The organism is Aeromonas sp. QDB56 (genome assembly GCF_027705505.1).
GTDB lineage: Bacteria > Pseudomonadota > Gammaproteobacteria > Enterobacterales > Aeromonadaceae > Aeromonas > Aeromonas caviae.
Genome location: NZ_JAPDBZ010000088.1, coordinates 1 through 15,988, shown reverse-complemented (window position 1 = coordinate 15,988; position 15,988 = coordinate 1). Strand labels below are relative to the sequence as shown.

Genomic DNA, 15,988 nt, shown 5'->3' with positions numbered 1-15,988 from the left:
GATCTATCAACCCCCGAAAGGGGATCAAGAGATGATCGTCACATTCGACTGTCAACGGGGGGCTGGTGAACGCTTACAGTCGAAGAGGAGGGATGGGGGCAGCAATCGCTGTTGGTGGCAAAGTCGGGGGGGAGGTTGTCTCTTTGGCGGCCGCATAAAAAAAGCCCGCTACGATCGCGGGCTTCTTGATGGCTTGCCGGACCCGGAACTGGAACCGGGGGCAAGGGAGGTCAGCGCTGGTCTGCTCGGCTTAGCGGGCGCGCACTACCAGCCCCTTGAGGTAGAAGCCTTCCGGATAGGCGGTGCCGATGGGGTGATCGGATGCCTGGGACAGGAGTTCCAGGATCTGGGCATCGCGGCCGGCATCGAGGGCCGCATCGGCCACTATCTTCTGGAACAGGCTCTGCTCCATCAGGCCGGAGCAGGAGTAGGTCAAGAGCACGCCACCCGGCGCCAGCAGCTGGAAGGCCAGCATGTTGATGTCCTTGTAGCCGCGACAGGCGCCCAGCAGCTGGGCCTTGCTCTCGGCAAACTTGGGCGGATCCAGCACGATGACATCGAACTTCTCGCCCTTCTCGCGATATTCGCGCAAGAGCTTGAAGACGTCGTGACGCACGAACTGGGTGTTGCTGGTAAGGAGACCGTTCAGTTCGGCGTTCTGGCGGGCGATGTCCAGCGCATTCTGGGAGAGATCGACGTTGACTACCTTCTTGGCACCGCCCTGGAGGGCATAGACCCCGAAACCGCCGGTGTAGCAGAAGCAGTTGAGCACCCGCTTGCCTTCAGTGTATTTCGCTGCGGCAAGGCGGTTATCCCGCTGATCCAGATAGAAACCCGTCTTGTGACCGTTGCGAATATCTACCAGGATCTTGACGCCGCCATTCTCCTCGATGACCACGGGGTCGGTCGGGGTCTCGCCATGGATGACGCCGGTGCGCTCCTTCAGCCCTTCCTTCTTGCGCACGGCCACGTCGGAGCGCTCATAGATGCTGCACTCGGGGTAGAGGGTACGCAGGGCTTGCGTGATCAGCTCGCGCTGGAACTCGGCACCGGCGGAGAGGATCTGGCACACCAGGAAGTCGGCGTAGCGGTCGATGGTGAGGCCCGGCAGGCCGTCGGATTCGGCGGCGCAGAGGCGATAGCCGGTGAGGCCCTGACGCTTGATGAGCCCGTCACGGGACTCCTGCGCATATTTGAGGCGACGGATGAAGAAGTCGAGATCGACGCTCTCATCCTTGTCGAAGGTCCAGACCCGGGCACGGATCTGGGAGCTGCCGGACCAGGCGCCACGGGCGAGCCATTTGCCGTCATGGGTGAAGATCTCGACGGTATCGCCGTCAACGGGGTTGCCCTGCACCCGCTCAATGCCCTTGGAGAAGATCCAGGGGTGGCGACGCAGCAGGGATTTTTCGCGGCCTTTGACGAGATAGATGGAAGCGCTCATGGGTAGTTGCCGATGGTAGAAAAGAAGGGGGCATATAGTAGGGGCTGTGAGGGTAGGCACGCAAGCCGCGTCTACCGGGATCCGTGCATCCTCACGCGGTCAGGGTCGGACGGGCTGTTTCGCGCGTCCCCAGCGCCTGGCCCAGACATGGCAGGCCATCTGGACGATGGCCTGCCGGAGTGGTCAGATCCGCAGGCCGGTCAGCGCCTGACCGAGTTCGCTGGCGGTTCCCTTGAGGCCGGTGGTGCCGGCGACCGCCGCGCTGGCGGACTCCTCCACCCGGCTCGCCTCGTGGCGCACCTTGTCGAGGTTGCGGGTGATCTCCTCGGCCACCGAACTCTGCTCTTCGCTGGAGGTGGCGATCTGGGTGCTCATCTCCAGCACCGCATCGCTGTGGTTGCTGAGCCGCTCGATGTCCATGCCCACCTCGGTGATGAGCTGCTGGCTGTCGGCGGCGCGCCCCACCGTCTTCTCCATGATGTCGTTCAGCGCCCCGGTCCCGGCCTGGAGCTCCTCGATCATCTGCTGGATTTCCACCGTGGCCTGCTGGGTGCGGCTGGCGAGGGTGCGCACCTCGTCGGCCACCACCGCAAAGCCGCGTCCCTGTTCACCAGCCCGGGCGGCCTCGATGGCGGCGTTGAGGGCCAGCAGGTTGGTTTGCTGGGAGATGGCGTTGATGACGTTGACCACTTCGTTGATGCGATTGGCGTTGTGAGTCAGCCGCTCGACCGCGCCCGAGGCATTGCCAATCTCGTCCGCCAGGGTGCGGATGGCGGTGATGGTGCGTGCCACCCGCTGTGCCCCGTGAGTCGCCTCGTCGCTGGACTGGCGGGTTTGCAGCAGGGTGTTGTTGGCGTTGCGGGCCACTTCCCGGATGGCGGCGGACATCTGCTCCATGGCGGCGGCCAGGGAGTCCATGTGCTGGCGCTGGGCGCGGGCAAGCTGCTCGCCGTCGCTGGCATGCTCGCGAAATTCGTCGGCGGCCAGGGTAAGGGCATCGGCGGACTCTTCCACCAGTTGCACTATCTTGTGCTGGCGGTCGGTGAAGGTGTCGATGCTGCCCGCCAGAATGGAGAACTCGTCCCGCACCGGGAAGAAATTGAGCCGGAAGGTGAGATCGCCGTTCGCTACCGTCTGCAATGCCTTGTTGGTGGAGTAGAGCGCCCCCGAGACGAAGGTCATCAGATAGTGGGTGATGAGGGCCAGCAGGGCGGCCAGCACCGCGATGATGGTCAGGGTAGTGCCCTGGCCATCCCAGAGGGCGTAGTGACTCGTATCCAGGGTGCCGGAGACGACGCCCGCCTGACCTGCGCTGGCGCCATAGCGAAAGATGTCCCCCTGCTGGCTAAGGCCGGTGGCGGCGCCAGGCGTGAGTACGAGATCCGCGGGCAGGGTAAGGGTCGGCTGCTGGCTCACCAGCTGGGCCGTGGTCTCGACCCGCCATTTTAGCTGATCCACTCTGAGCTGCATCGCCTGATCATGGCCGTCGGCCAGCAGATACCAGGTGAGGAAGGCGATGAACACCAGGGGGCACCAGAAGGTGATAAGAAATTTCTCGCTGATCGTGAGGTGAATGAGATAACGGTCAACCCACCGAAACTTTACTTCTTTCATAATGGTATTGCGTCCTGCAAGGGGAAGAGAGTGTCGCGCTCATTATCGCCCCGGGGAAAAATTACTTAAGGGAAAGGTGTGATAAATGGGAGAGCAATCGTTTGTCGTGCGGGTGTGGGGTCAGGTTCAGGGGGTGGGGTTTCGCTACTTCACCCGGGAGCGGGCGCTGCAACTGGGGCTGCGGGGGCATGCCTACAACCTGGAAGATGGCTCGGTGGAAATCCTGATTGCCGGTCCCGAACAGAAGGTACAGATGATGCTGGGCTGGCTTGAGCACGGGCCCCGAACCGCCACCGTCACCCGAATGGAGTGCACCCAGGCGTTGCCACCCACCGGAACCGGTTTTCATACCAACTAGCCGGGAGGGTTCATGGGGGAGAGCGGGATTGCGCAGGCCAACCGGCTCGTTGGGCAATATCGGGGGGCGACCCTGGCACTGCGCCAGCACAAGGGGATGGAAGAGGTGCATGCCTACCGGATCGCGGCCCGCCGCCTGCTGGCGCTGCTCGCCCTGTGGCGACCCCTGATTCATGAGCCCGAGCTGGAGCGGCGATTGACCCGTGCTGTCGGCACGCTCTCCACCCTGCGCGATGCCCAGGTCTATGCGCAGCATCATGGTGGCTCGCTTCGGCAGAACCGCTTGCCACGGGTCCCCCTGTTGACCGGCCCGCTGGCCCGTTGGCTGGCCCGACTGGAAGAGGTACCCGTCGATGTCGATCTCTTGCCGCTGTTTCGGCTGCATCTGGCGCTGTCACTGTCGGATGCACTGGCGAAGACCACCTCCCTTCCTGTGGGCATCAGGGCGAAACTTCGGTGCTGGCACCGGCTGCGTCTGGTGCTGAAACAGGCGCGCTACGGGATGGAGCTGCTGACGGCACAGGGGGGAGGGGATCCGGCCTGGTTGTCCATGCTGGTGAGCTGGCAGGAGGGGCTTGGGCAATTGCAGGACAGGCGCCAATGGCTCAGACGCCTTGGGGGCGAAACGGGGCGAGGCCAGCAACGGCGAGCCCTGAAAACAGAGATCCGCTGCCAACTACTGCAACTGGATTGCCATCAGGCGGAGCTGGTCGCCCTTCGCATGGCATTGCTGCAGAGCGGGCAGTAAGCACCCCACAAGGTATAAAAAGAGAGGCCATTGGCCTCTCTTTTCATTGGGACTGTCCGGGAAGGGGTGTATTACTTCACGCGCATGCCCGGCTGGGCACCTTCCTGGGGCTCGAGGATCCAGAGATCCTTGCCGCCCGGACCTGCCGCCAGCACCATGCCTTCGGACATGCCAAAGCGCATCTTGCGCGGGGCCAGGTTGGCCACCATCACGGTCAGCTTGCCTTCCAGATCTTCCGGGTTGTAGGCGGACTTGATACCGGCAAAGACCTGACGGGTTTCACCGCCGATGTCCAGTTGCAACTTCAGCAGCTTCTCGGCTTCCGGCACTGCTTCGGCTTTCTTGATCAGCGCCACCCGCAGGTCAATCTTGGCAAAGTCGTCGTAGGTGATGGTCTCGCTGATGGGATCGTCCACCAGGGGGCCTGCCGGCTTCTTGCTCTGCTCCTTGGCGAGATCTTCCTTGGACGCTTCCACCATGGCATCCACCTTGGCGGACTCGATGCGGGAGAAGAGCGCCTTGAAGGGAGCGACGCCGTGGTCGACCAGAGGGGCGGCGATGCCGTCCCAGGTCAGGGTTTCGCCAAGGAAGGCTTCGGCGCGCTCGGCCAGCTGCGGCATGACGGGCTTCAAGTAGGCCATCAGCACGCGGAACAGGTTGATGCCGACGGAGCAGACGGCTTGCAGCTCGGCATCCTCCCCTTCCTGCTTGGCGATGACCCAGGGAGCCTTGTCGTCCACATAGCGGTTGGCCTTGTCGGCCAGGGCCATGATCTCGCGGATGGCGCGGCTGAATTCGCGCGCTTCATAGGCTTCGGCGATGCTGGTGCTGGCGCTGGCAAACTCGGCGTAGAGTGCGGGCTCGGCGCAGGTGGCGGCCAGCTTGCCGTCAAAACGCTTGGCGATAAAGCCGGCGTTGCGAGAGGCCAGGTTGACCAGCTTGTTGACCACATCGGCGTTGACGCGGGAGACGAAGTCTTCGAGGTTCAAGTCCAGATCGTCGATGCGGCTGTTGAGCTTGGCGGCGTAGTAGTAACGCAGGCACTCCGGATCCAGGTGCTTGAGATAGGTGGACGCCTTGATGAAGGTGCCCTTGGACTTGGACATCTTGGCGCCGTTGACGGTCACATAGCCGTGCACGTTGACCTTGGTCGGCTTGCGGAAGTTCGCGCCTTCCAGCATGGCCGGCCAGAACAGGCAGTGGAAGTAGGCGATGTCCTTGCCGATGAAGTGATAGAGCTCGGCGTCGGAGTCCGCTTTCCAGTAGCTGTCGAAGTCGATGTCGCCGCGCTTGTTGCACAGGTTCTTGAACGACGCCATGTAGCCGATGGGGGCGTCCAGCCAGACATAGAAGTACTTGCCGGGGGCTCCGGGAATTTCGAAGCCGAAGTAGGGGGCGTCACGGGTGATGTCCCACTGCTGCAGGCCGCTTTCGAACCACTCTTGCATCTTGTTGGCCATCTCTTCCTGGATGGCGCCGGAGCCGCGTACCCAGTCGGCGAGCCAGGCTTCGAACTGGGGCAGGTCGAAGAAGTAGTGCTCGGAGTCCTTCATCACCGGGGTCGCACCGGAGACGGCGGATTTCGGATCAATCAGCTCGGTCGGGCTGTAGGTCGCGCCGCAACTGTCGCAGTTGTCACCGTACTGATCGGGGGACTTGCACTTGGGGCAGGTGCCCTTGACGAAGCGATCCGGCAGGAACATGGATTTTTCCGGATCGAACAGTTGAGAGATGGTGCGGATCTTGATTTTGCCGGACTCTTTGAGACGGCCATAGATCACGCCCGCCAGCTCGCGGTTCTCGTCGCTGTGGGTAGAGTGGTAGTTGTCGAAGCTGATGTTGAAACCGGCAAAATCCCCCTGGTGCTCCTGGGAGACGGCGGCAATCATCTCTTCCGGCGAGATCCCCATCTGCTGAGCCTTGAGCATGATGGGCGTGCCGTGGGCATCGTCGGCACAGACGAAATGCACCTGATGGCCACGCATTCGCTGATAACGAACCCAGATATCGGCCTGTATGTGTTCCAGCATGTGGCCGAGATGGATGGAGCCGTTGGCATAGGGGAGGGCGCAGGTTACCAGCATTCTACGAGGATCAGTTGCCATAATACGTTCTTTATGTGCCTGTTGGGATGATACAGTGCCGTGCATGTTACCCGAATTGGGGGCGGCCTGCCTAGGGTTGTGGCCCCCAGTGCCCTGACTGGCGGCATCACGATGACGTCGGCAAGCCACTGATTTATGTGCGGTAACCGTTCACCTCAGGATAACGACAACATAATGGGGAGTTAATGGTGATTGATTCAGTAAAACAGATCCTGGCCGAATTTAAGCCGGCAGGATGGGGCAAGGATCTGGTCGCGGCCGGTTTTGTGCGTTCCGTCGAGCGGCACGAACAGACCCTGGCCATCACGCTGGTGCTGCCCTTTGCCGGCCAGTCCCTCTTTGAACAGATCAAAGAGGAGTTCGATTCCCGGCTGCGCAGCGTCACCGGTGCGACCCGCATCGACTGGACGGGGGAGATAGACGTGGCCAGCATGCCCCGCGCGCAGCAACTGGCGGCGGTGCAGGGGATCCGCAATATCCTGGTGGTTGCCTCTGGCAAGGGAGGGGTGGGCAAGTCCACTACCGCGGTCAACCTGGCGTTGGCGCTGCAAAAAGAGGGGGCGCGGGTTGCCCTGCTGGATGCGGACATCTATGGCCCCTCCATCCCGACCATGACGGGGACCCTAAAGGAGCGCCCTGTCAGCTTTGATGGCAAGTTGATGGAGCCGGTGATGGCCTGCGGCATCAAGAGCAACAGCATCGGTTATCTGGTGGCCGAGCAGGATGCCACCATCTGGCGCGGTCCCATGGCGAGCAAGGCACTCGGGCAGATCCTGCACGAGACCCGCTGGGGCGAGGTGGACTACCTGGTGGTGGACATGCCCCCGGGCACTGGCGATATCCAGCTGACGCTGGCCCAGCAGGTGCCCACCACGGCGGCGGTGATCGTCACGACGCCCCAGGATGTGGCGCTGGCAGATGCCCGCAAGGGGATCGCCATGTTCAACAAGGTCAATGTGCCTGTGCTTGGTATCGTCGAGAACATGAGTTACCACGTCTGCAGTGCCTGCGGGCATCACGAGCCGTTGTTCGGTACAGGCGGTGGCCAAAAGATGGCGGAGCAGTATCACGTGGCGCTGCTTGGTCAGCTGCCGCTGCATATCGACATTCGCCAGCACATGGATGAAGGCTGCCCCACCGTGTTCGGTGCGCCGGATGGCGAGCTGTCACAGACTTACCTGAAACTGGCTCGCCGGGTAGGGGCCGAGCTCTATTTCAGCGCAAAACCGATTGCGACCCCGCTCTACACGGTGGCGCTGGACGAATAATCGGCGTTCGGCCAAGGGGGACGGATTTGGGGTGGGCATGGCCACCCCTTTTTCATATAATGGATCGGTTTAAACAATCCCCAGTGCTCTTCTCTTTAGGTATTTTCAATGTCTGATACTCAACATTCCTGCGTGATCATCGGTATTGCTGGTGCATCCGCGTCCGGCAAGAGTCTTATCGCCCAAACCATCTATGAAGAGCTGGTGGCCGAGCTGGGAGCGGGTCAGATTGGTGTGATCACCGAGGATTGCTACTACCGTGATCAGACCCACCTGACCATGGAAGAGCGGGTCAAGACCAACTATGACCACCCCAATGCCCTGGATCACGATCTGCTGGTGCAGCATCTGACCCAGCTGACGCAAGGGGAGGCAGTCAACATCCCCCAGTACTCCTATACCGAGCACACGCGCATGACCGAGGTCACCACCTTTGCACCGCGCCGTGTAATCATCCTCGAAGGGATACTGCTGTTGACCGACAGCCGCCTGCGCGAACTGATGGACGCCTCCATCTTCATGGATACCCCGCTCGACATCTGTTTGCTGCGCCGTCTGGTGCGCGATGTGCAGGAGCGCGGTCGTACCATGGACTCCGTGCTCAAGCAGTATCAGAAGACTGTGCGTCCCATGTTCATGCAGTTCATCGACCCGTCCAAGCAGTATGCCGACGTGATCGTGCCCCGTGGCGGCAAGAACCGCATCGCCATCGACATGCTCAAGGCGCGTATCCGCCATATGTTGATTGGTTGAGAGAAAACAAGCCGGGTGATGCCCGGCTTTTTTTAATGAATCTTTTGTCAGGAGAGTCGCAGAATGCGTCTTTGTGATACCGATATCGAACGGCACCTGGATGAAGGCAAGATCGTCATCGAGCCGCGGCCCGGTGTTGAGCGGATCAGCGGCGTCAGCGTCGATGTGCTGCTGGGCAACGAGTTTCGGGTGTTTCGCGATCATACCGCGCCTTACATCGACCTTGGCGGTACCAGTGCCGAGATGGCCGATGCCATCGAGCGGGTGATGAGCGAGGAGATCCACGTGCCGGACGGTGAAGCCTTCTATCTGCACCCGGGTCAGCTGGCGCTGGCGGTGACCTATGAATCGGTTACCTTGCCCGCCGATATCGTCGGCTGGCTGGATGGTCGCTCCTCCCTGGCGCGCCTCGGCCTCATGGTACACGTCACCGCCCACCGCATCGATCCGGGCTGGTCCGGTCGCATCGTGCTGGAGTTTTACAACGGCGGCAAGTTGCCTCTGGCCCTGCGTCCCAAGATGAAGATCGGTGCTCTGAACTTCGAGATGCTGTCAGGTACCGCGGCTCGCCCGTACAACAAACGGGAAAATGCCAAATACAAGAGTCAGCAAGGGGCTGTGGCCAGCCGGATCAACCAGGATTGATCTGCGCACCGTGCGGCTTGTCTATCGAGGAGGGTGCCAGGGCACCCTCTTTTATATCTGACAAAAGGAAACGGACGTGCCGAGCGGGTTGAAAACGGCCTTTTTCGGGACATCGAGCTATGCTCAGGCTTTGATTGGCGCCTATCCACAGCAATGGAATGGACTTAAATTAATCCTCGACAAGCCCCGTTCCTACAGGCCCTAAGACATTTTCTGACGGAATGCCCTTTTTTTTTTTTGCTGAAATATTTCAACAACGGGTATGGCGCATCGAGCCTTCTGGCATAATCCGCCGCAACTCATAAACAGGTTCGTTTTTATGTTTGAAATGTTTAGTGGTTTGGGTTTGTGGTGGTCAATCGGTTTGGTATTGGCCGTTTTTTTTGTGCTGGCCTATGAATTCATCAACGGCTTTCACGATACCGCCAACGCGGTAGCAACGGTTATCTATACCAAGGCGATGCCGGCTCATATGGCGGTGGTGGCTTCCGGTCTGTTCAATTTCGCCGGTGTCATGCTGGGTGGATTGGGGGTGGCCTACGCCATCGTTCACCTGCTGCCCATCGATCTGCTGCTTGGCATGGACTCCACCCAGGGTCTGATCATGGTGTTCTCCCTGCTGTTCTCGGCTATCGTCTGGAACCTGGGAACCTGGTACTTCGGCATTCCGGCATCCAGCTCCCACACCCTGATCGGTTCCATCCTGGGGGTTGGCGGCGCCTATGCCCTGATCAGCCATCAACCCCTGAAAGAGGGTATCAACGTCGGCAAAGCCATCGACATCATGCTCTCTCTCATCATCTCTCCCACCGTGGGCTTCATCATTGCCGCCTTGCTGCTGTTCGCCATGAAGCGCGTATGGCTTGGCAGCAAGATCCACAAGACCCCGGAAGAGCGCCTGCTGGTGGACGGCAAGAAGCATCCACCGTTCTGGGCCCGTGTCACACTGATTTGCTCCGCGATGGGGGTGAGCTTCGTGCACGGCTCCAACGATGGTCAGAAAGGCATCGGTCTGGTGATGCTGGTGCTGATCTGCATGGCACCTGCCTATTTTGCGCTGGACATGAACAGCCGCTCCTATGATCTGGACAGAACCCAGGATGCCAACCAGCGCATCATGGAGATCTACCAGCGTAACCAGGAACAGGTTTCCCATCTGGTGAACTTCAGTGTGCCTGCCAAAGCCCAGGAAGAGCTGATGAGTCACTGTGCGGCAGGGGAGGCCCTGCAGGCCATGGCGACCCTCGACAAGCGTCTGGGCCAGGTGCGCACCTACGAGGAGATGAACCTGGTGGATCGCCGCGAGGTGCGTCGTCTGCTGCTGTGCATCGACGACACTGCCCGCAAGGTCTCCAAGTTGCCACTGCCGGCCAAGGAGCTGACCGATCTCGCCAAATGGCGCAAGGATCTGACCGCAACGGCCGAATATGCGCCGACCTGGGTCATCGTGTCCATCGCCCTGGCGCTCGGTTGCGGCACCATGGTGGGCTGGCGTCGTATCGTCTACACGGTAGGGGAGAAGATCGGTTCCTCCGGCATGACCTACAGCCAAGGCATTGCAGCCCAGATCACGGCCGCCGCGTCCATCGGGATTGCGAGTCTGACCGGGATGCCGGTGTCCACCACCCACATTCTCTCCTCTGCGGTGGCGGGGACCATGGTGGCCAACAAGTCCGGCCTGCAGAGCCAGACCATCAAGACCATTCTGCTGGCCTGGGTGCTGACATTGCCGCTCACCATGCTGCTCTCCGGCGGTCTCTTCCTGCTGAACAACCATCTCTTTGGCGGATAAGCGCGACAGTCATTGGAAATGAAACAAGGGCCTTCGGGCCCTTTTTTGTTGCCTGGTGAATGTCACGTCATACGGCAATAGTTCAATGAGCGATGGCTATATGCCATCAGACAAGCAGTTGAACAGCAATATCTATCACCTCCTTGTTTCTCTACATCCCTGAACCACCCTGTTGTGCACAGTGAGGGCAGCATCCTTGTTACGAGCTAACACTTGCACGTGAAGCTGAAGGGAGGGCGTTCAACGGGTCTATGATCCTCACCAGAAATGATGAGAGTGAAGAGCGCCACAGGTTGCCCTATGTCTGGCATTCCCGTTCAACCTGGGTTGTCTCAGCCACCACTGAACACACCGACTGTGCTACCAAAGGGGAACGCTGCCAGACTGTTTGCCAATGGCTTCATATGCTGTCAATGCACGGACCTGTCGACAAAGCAGAGCATGTCGTGATGCTTTGACAGAGATGAATTCTCTGTCTGGTGTGTTATTCACGTCTTGTTTGGACTGTGTGTGGTCGCTGAACATCGGGAAAGCGGCGGATATCGAAGAACGGACAGGGGGGAGAGCAAGGCGATGTCAGCCCAAAAAAAGAGATAAAAAAAGAGCCACACAATGTGTGGCTCTTTATTCAGACTAACGAGTCTGCTCAGGGGCGACCGGCTGGGCTGGTTGCCACGTTGCTGGCAGCGGTGCTGCCACCGTGGCGACCGGAAGTCACGACTTCGCTGCGTACCAGGGGAGCGTACTCCACGGGTTCACGGGGTGTCGGGGCAGGAGCCGCAGCCGGCGTTGCCATGGGGGCATAAGCCTTGCGGGCACGGGCCAATACACCGGCACCCTTGCTGACCTTCACTTCGGGGCTGGTTGCTGGCTCGGTTTGCACCACGGCAGCCGGCATCTCGACGACCTCCGCTTCGGCGGTGGCCGTCTCCTCAGCGATCGCGACAGGTGCCGCTTCAGCAACCGGTGCAACCTCTTCTGGGATGGCCTCCACTTGCTGGGTCTGCTCGACAGCGTCGATCACGGCGACAGGTTTGTCATGAGAGGCGGTGTCGACGATAGGTTCGACCATCTCGGGTTCGACAACTGCCACTTCGGCGACGGGTTCAGCGTCTGCTTGCGCAACCTGCTCAACTTCGTCAGTGGAGGGCGCGTCCACAGCCTGGGCTGCCAGTGCCTGCTCTGCCGCTTCCTCAGCAACGGCTTCAGCCACCACGTGTTCGGTCAGTGCGGCGGAGGCCTGCAGGGCGGCTGCAACCGCTTCTGCGCTCGGAATGGTGATGACAGGCACAACCGGTTCTTCCACCTTCACCTGAGCCGCATCGGCCTGGGCCGCGGTAGTCAGCTGCACTTCACCTTGTGCTTCGTCTTCACGCTGGCCACGAGCCTCTTCGTTGATGCGCTTGCGACGTTGCCCTTCGATGCGCTGATTGCGCGGGGTACGGCGGGAACGACGCTGACCTTCGCCTTGCTCTTCTTGCTGCTCAGCGGCGGCTTGCACGTCGGCGACATCGATGATTTGCTCGTCAGTCGGCAGGGCAGGGGTGTCGGTCGCGGCGACATCGACACGGATCTGCTTGCGCAGTTGGCGACGTTCGCGGCGCTCGGCCACTTTTTGCTCTTTTTCCTGACGCGGTTCAGCGCTGGTGACCGCAGTATCAACGGTATCAACCTCCTCGACGATCACCTCGGCACGGGGTTCGCGGGGGGCGCGAGGTTCACGAGCCGGACGCGGGGCACGAGGTTCGCGCTCCTGGCGGGGTTCGCGAGGCTCACGCTCCATGCGCTGTTCGGTGCGCACTTCGCCACGGGGTTCCCGTTCCTGGCGCGGTTCCCGCTCTTTGCGCGGGCGACGATTACGATCACTGCTCTCGCGGCTGGCTGCGCCTTCACGCTTCTCGCCGGCCTCGGCATTGCGACTGCCGCGGTTGTCGTCGCGACGACCACGTTGACCACGGCTGCGGGATTCATCGCGCTGGTGACGGTGCCCGTCATCCTTGCGAGCTTCGCGCTGGGCGGCCGGTTTGTCGGCAGGCGCCTTCACCTCGGCCGGAGCCGCATCGGAGGAGGCACCGAACAGGCCGGAGAAGGCCTTGGCCAGCTTGCCAAAGAAGCCGACTTGTTCTGCAACCGGAGCGGGAGTCGCAACAGGAGCCGGGGCGGCGGGCGCAACCGGCTGAGGAGCCGGGGCAAACCCTTGCAGCAGCGGTTGTTCACGCTCGACTACCTGAGCCTGGCGCGGCTGATAGACCGGCTTGGCAATCTCGGTTTTGAGCTCGTAGCTGGCCGCTTCCGGGATCTCGTTCTGACGGATGCGGGTCACTTCGTAGTGCGGGGTTTCCAGATGCTGGTTCGGAATGATGTAGACACGTACATCATTGCGCTGTTCCAGATTGGCGATGGAGGTACGCTTCTCGTTGAGCAGATAGGCGGCCACATCGACCGGCACCTGGGCATGCACCTGCTCGGTATTGTCCTTCATGGCCTCTTCTTCGATGAGACGCAGGATGGACAGGGCGAGGGATTCATTGTCACGGATGACCCCCTGACCCTGGCAACGGGGGCAGATATGGCTGCTGGACTCGTTGAGGGAGGGACGCAGACGCTGGCGAGACATCTCCAGCAGACCGAAACGGGAGATACGGCCCAGCTGGATGCGGGCACGATCCTGATGCACAGCTTCACGCAGACGGTTTTCCACTTCGCGCTGATTGCGAACCGGGGTCATGTCGATGAAGTCGATGACAATCAGGCCACCCAGGTCACGCAGGCGCAGCTGGCGGGCGATCTCGTCTGCTGCTTCCAGGTTGGTCTGCAGGGCGGTCTCTTCGATATCGCCGCCCTTGGTGGCGCGGGAGGAGTTGATATCGATGGAGGTCAGTGCTTCAGTCGGGTCGATGACGATGCTGCCGCCGGAGGGCAGGCGCACTTCGCGCTGGAAGGCCGATTCGATCTGGCTCTCGATCTGGAAGTGGTTGAACAGGGCGACATCGCCCTTGTACAGCTTCACGCGATTGAGGAAATCGGGGCGGACCAGCTCGATATGCGACTTGGCGCGCTCGAAGATGACCGGGTTGTCGATCAGGATCTCGCCCACATCGCGACGCAGATAGTCACGGATGGCGCGCACGATGACGTTGCTCTCCTGGTGAATGAGCACCGGAGCGGAACGTTGTTGTGACGCCTTGTGGATGGAGTCCCAGTGATTGAGCAGAACGTTCAGATCCCACTCCAGCTCTTCCGGGGACTTGCCCACACCGGCAGTGCGCACGATGAGGCCCATGCCGTCCGGCACGGTCAGTCCGCTCAGGGCTTCCTTCAGCTCGGTCCGCTCGTCACCCTCGATGCGACGGGAGATGCCGCCGGCACGGGGGTTGTTCGGCATCAGCACCAGGTAGCTGCCAGCCAGACTGATGAAGGTGGTGAGGGCTGCACCCTTGGTACCACGCTCTTCCTTGTCGATCTGGACAATCACTTCCTGGCCTTCGCGGACCACTTCTTTGATGTTGGGACGACCCTGATAGGAGTAACCGGAGGGGAAGTAATTGCGGGCGATTTCCTTTAACGGCAGGAAACCGTGGCGTTCGGCGCCATAGTCAACAAAAGCAGCTTCGAGACTGGGTTCTACTCGGGTGATCTTGCCCTTGTAAATGTTCGCTTTTTTCTGCTCGTGTCCCGGACTTTCAATATCCAAATCGTAGAGCTGTTGTCCGTCAACCAGCGCTACGCGCAACTCTTCTTCCTGAGTCGCGTTGATTAGCATTCTTTTCATTGAGTTCTCATTATTTTGTCATTTTGATTCCTCCACTGGGTCCTGCCGGCGCCGGCCTCGGGTCTTCAGCATGCTGGGGCAACCTCCCGGTTGGGGTATGCATGAGGCGCAAACTAAGGGCACTCTGGTTCAGCCTTCTCGAGAGGGCGTGAATTAAGGATACCGATGTGGAGACAATTTACGTCGGCTCTGTTTGTGTTCTCCATGCGTTGTACCTCGCACCCGGGAACCGTCATGTTCTTGTATACACGGTGTTTCGGGATTGGGTGGCATACATTTTGGCCACTTAGTACAAGGCTTGAACACAATGACAAAACCTTGTTTATTATCCCATTTAAACCACTTTTATAGCAAGACGCCATTTTTTAACAAAGCATGCAGCCAAGGGCTGTCGGCGGTGTTAAAATCCGCGCCATGACACAGATACATCAACAAGTGCAGCTGCTCACCATCGAAGCTGAGCATGACGGGCAGCGCATCGACAATTTTCTCAAGACTCAGTTAAAGGGCGTCCCCAAGAGCCTGATTTATCGCATCCTTCGAAAAGGGGAGGTGCGGGTCAACAAGAAGCGCATCAAACCGGAATACAAGCTTTGTGCCGGTGACGAGGTGCGGGTGCCCCCCGTGCGTGTGGCCGAGAAGAATGAGTTGCCTTCTGCCAACCTCGGCAGCATCCAGCGTCTGGAGAGCCAGATCCTGTTTGAAGACGACGCCATGATAGTGCTAAACAAGCCGTCCGGCATGGCAGTGCACGGCGGCAGCGGCCTCAGTTTTGGCGTCATCGAAGGGCTGCGTGCTCTGCGCCCCGAAGCCCGTTTCCTCGAACTGGTGCACCGGCTGGATCGCGACACCTCCGGCGTGCTGCTGGTTGCCAAGAAGCGCAGTGCCCTGCGCAGCCTGCACGAGCAGTTGCGGGTCAAGACCATGCGCAAGCAGTATCTGGCGCTGGTGCGCGGCCAGTGGCAACCCCACGTCAAGGTGGTCAATGCGCCACTTCGCAAAAATGATCTGCAATCCGGCGAGCGGGTGGTGCGGGTCAGCAGCGATGGCAAACCTTCCGAGACCCGGTTCCGGATTACCCGTCAGTTTGCCGAGGCCACACTGGTCGAGTGCAGTCCCATCACTGGCCGTACTCACCAGATCCGTGTCCACACCCAGCACGCCGGCCATCCCATCGCCTGCGATGACAAATATGGTGAGGCCGGGTTTGATGAAAAGATGCGAGGGCAGGGGCTAAAGCGTTTGTTCCTGCACGCCTGGAAGCTCACCTTTACTCATCCGGTGGACGACCGGGAGATGCAGGTGGAAGCGCCATTGTCACCGGAGCTTGAGGCGTTCCTCGCCAAGCTGCCACGCTGACAACCATGAAAAACGGGAGCCTTGGCTCCCGTTTTTCATGGCAGAGTTCTTGTTTTGACATCCTCCCCCACCTTAGCGCTTCGCGTCACAGGAGGGGGATTCCCATTACTGGGTGATAGCTGCTCGCGCAG

11 protein-coding genes are annotated in these 15,988 nt (G+C 60.4%); 7 read left to right on the top strand and 4 right to left on the bottom strand.

Translation table 11 applies throughout. The annotated features are described in order from the left end of the window. Positions 1–250: 250 nt before the first annotated feature. Both OKB81_RS13870 and OKB81_RS13865 read right to left on the bottom strand, forming a co-directional pair. Positions 251–1,444, bottom strand: coding sequence for a class I SAM-dependent methyltransferase (locus OKB81_RS13870; protein WP_270665042.1), 1,194 nt, complete (start codon positions 1,442–1,444; stop codon positions 251–253). Between the two features lie 183 nt (positions 1,445–1,627). Beyond that, positions 1,628–3,058: a methyl-accepting chemotaxis protein gene (locus OKB81_RS13865; RefSeq protein ID WP_125117263.1), complete on the bottom strand. Its 1,431-nt coding sequence runs from the start codon at positions 3,056–3,058 to the stop codon at positions 1,628–1,630. Positions 3,059–3,143: 85 nt separating this feature from the next. On the opposite strand from OKB81_RS13865, the gene OKB81_RS13860 reads away from it, so the two are divergent. Together OKB81_RS13860 and OKB81_RS13855 are read left to right on the top strand one after the other, a co-directional pair. Then, positions 3,144–3,416, top strand: a complete 273-nt coding sequence (locus tag OKB81_RS13860; protein WP_010674727.1) for an acylphosphatase — start codon at positions 3,144–3,146, stop codon at positions 3,414–3,416. A 12-nt stretch (positions 3,417–3,428) separates the two neighbouring features. After that, the gene (locus OKB81_RS13855; protein WP_125117264.1) at positions 3,429–4,163 is read left to right on the top strand and encodes a CHAD domain-containing protein; all 735 of its coding nucleotides are present in this window, start codon (positions 3,429–3,431) and stop codon (positions 4,161–4,163) included. A 71-nt stretch (positions 4,164–4,234) separates the two neighbouring features. Here OKB81_RS13855 and metG read toward each other — a convergent pair whose 3' ends face one another. Then, complete coding sequence (gene metG / locus OKB81_RS13850) at positions 4,235–6,268, bottom strand: methionine--tRNA ligase (RefSeq protein ID WP_053288196.1); 2,034 nt, start codon at positions 6,266–6,268, stop codon at positions 4,235–4,237. A gap of 185 nt (positions 6,269–6,453) precedes the next feature. Here metG and apbC point away from each other — a divergent pair, with 185 nt between their 5' ends. The 4 genes from apbC (at position 6,454) to OKB81_RS13830 (ending at position 10,726) form a co-directional block, all read left to right on the top strand. After that, a complete protein-coding gene (gene apbC / locus OKB81_RS13845) occupies positions 6,454–7,536 on the top strand; it encodes an iron-sulfur cluster carrier protein ApbC (protein WP_160838118.1) in 1,083 nt (360 codons plus the stop codon). Positions 7,537–7,644: 108 nt separating this feature from the next. Beyond that, the gene (gene udk, locus OKB81_RS13840; protein WP_010674731.1) at positions 7,645–8,289 is read left to right on the top strand and encodes a uridine kinase; all 645 of its coding nucleotides are present in this window, start codon (positions 7,645–7,647) and stop codon (positions 8,287–8,289) included. Positions 8,290–8,352: 63 nt separating this feature from the next. Next, entirely contained in the window at positions 8,353–8,934 is a 582-nt protein-coding gene (gene dcd, locus OKB81_RS13835; protein WP_010674732.1) for a dCTP deaminase, read from the top strand. Between the two features lie 319 nt (positions 8,935–9,253). Continuing rightward, the gene (locus OKB81_RS13830; protein ID WP_041211421.1) at positions 9,254–10,726 is read left to right on the top strand and encodes an inorganic phosphate transporter; all 1,473 of its coding nucleotides are present in this window, start codon (positions 9,254–9,256) and stop codon (positions 10,724–10,726) included. Positions 10,727–11,372: 646 nt separating this feature from the next. On the opposite strand, the gene rne is transcribed toward OKB81_RS13830, so the two are convergent. Next, complete coding sequence (gene rne / locus OKB81_RS13825; protein ID WP_160838120.1) at positions 11,373–14,498, bottom strand: ribonuclease E; 3,126 nt, start codon at positions 14,496–14,498, stop codon at positions 11,373–11,375. A 414-nt stretch (positions 14,499–14,912) separates the two neighbouring features. Between rne and rluC the strand changes: the two genes are divergently transcribed. Continuing rightward, positions 14,913–15,857: a 23S rRNA pseudouridine(955/2504/2580) synthase RluC gene (rluC, locus tag OKB81_RS13820; protein ID WP_201896700.1), complete on the top strand. Its 945-nt coding sequence runs from the start codon at positions 14,913–14,915 to the stop codon at positions 15,855–15,857. Positions 15,858–15,988 lie beyond the last annotated feature (131 nt).

What these genes read in the sequence shown, in the direction of transcription:
- OKB81_RS13870 (WP_270665042.1), bottom strand. Translation starts at nt 1,444, where the DNA reads ATGAGCGCTTCCATCTATCTCGTCAAAGGCCGCGAAAAATCCCTGCTG.
- OKB81_RS13865 (WP_125117263.1), bottom strand. Translation starts at nt 3,058, where the DNA reads ATGAAAGAAGTAAAGTTTCGGTGGGTTGACCGTTATCTCATTCACCTC.
- OKB81_RS13860 (WP_010674727.1), top strand. Translation starts at nt 3,144, where the DNA reads ATGGGAGAGCAATCGTTTGTCGTGCGGGTGTGGGGTCAGGTTCAGGGG.
- OKB81_RS13855 (WP_125117264.1), top strand. Translation starts at nt 3,429, where the DNA reads ATGGGGGAGAGCGGGATTGCGCAGGCCAACCGGCTCGTTGGGCAATAT.
- metG (WP_053288196.1), bottom strand. Translation starts at nt 6,268, where the DNA reads ATGGCAACTGATCCTCGTAGAATGCTGGTAACCTGCGCCCTCCCCTAT.
- apbC (WP_160838118.1), top strand. Translation starts at nt 6,454, where the DNA reads ATGGTGATTGATTCAGTAAAACAGATCCTGGCCGAATTTAAGCCGGCA.
- udk (WP_010674731.1), top strand. Translation starts at nt 7,645, where the DNA reads ATGTCTGATACTCAACATTCCTGCGTGATCATCGGTATTGCTGGTGCA.
- dcd (WP_010674732.1), top strand. Translation starts at nt 8,353, where the DNA reads ATGCGTCTTTGTGATACCGATATCGAACGGCACCTGGATGAAGGCAAG.
- OKB81_RS13830 (WP_041211421.1), top strand. Translation starts at nt 9,254, where the DNA reads ATGTTTGAAATGTTTAGTGGTTTGGGTTTGTGGTGGTCAATCGGTTTG.
- rne (WP_160838120.1), bottom strand. Translation starts at nt 14,498, where the DNA reads ATGAAAAGAATGCTAATCAACGCGACTCAGGAAGAAGAGTTGCGCGTA.
- rluC (WP_201896700.1), top strand. Translation starts at nt 14,913, where the DNA reads ATGACACAGATACATCAACAAGTGCAGCTGCTCACCATCGAAGCTGAG.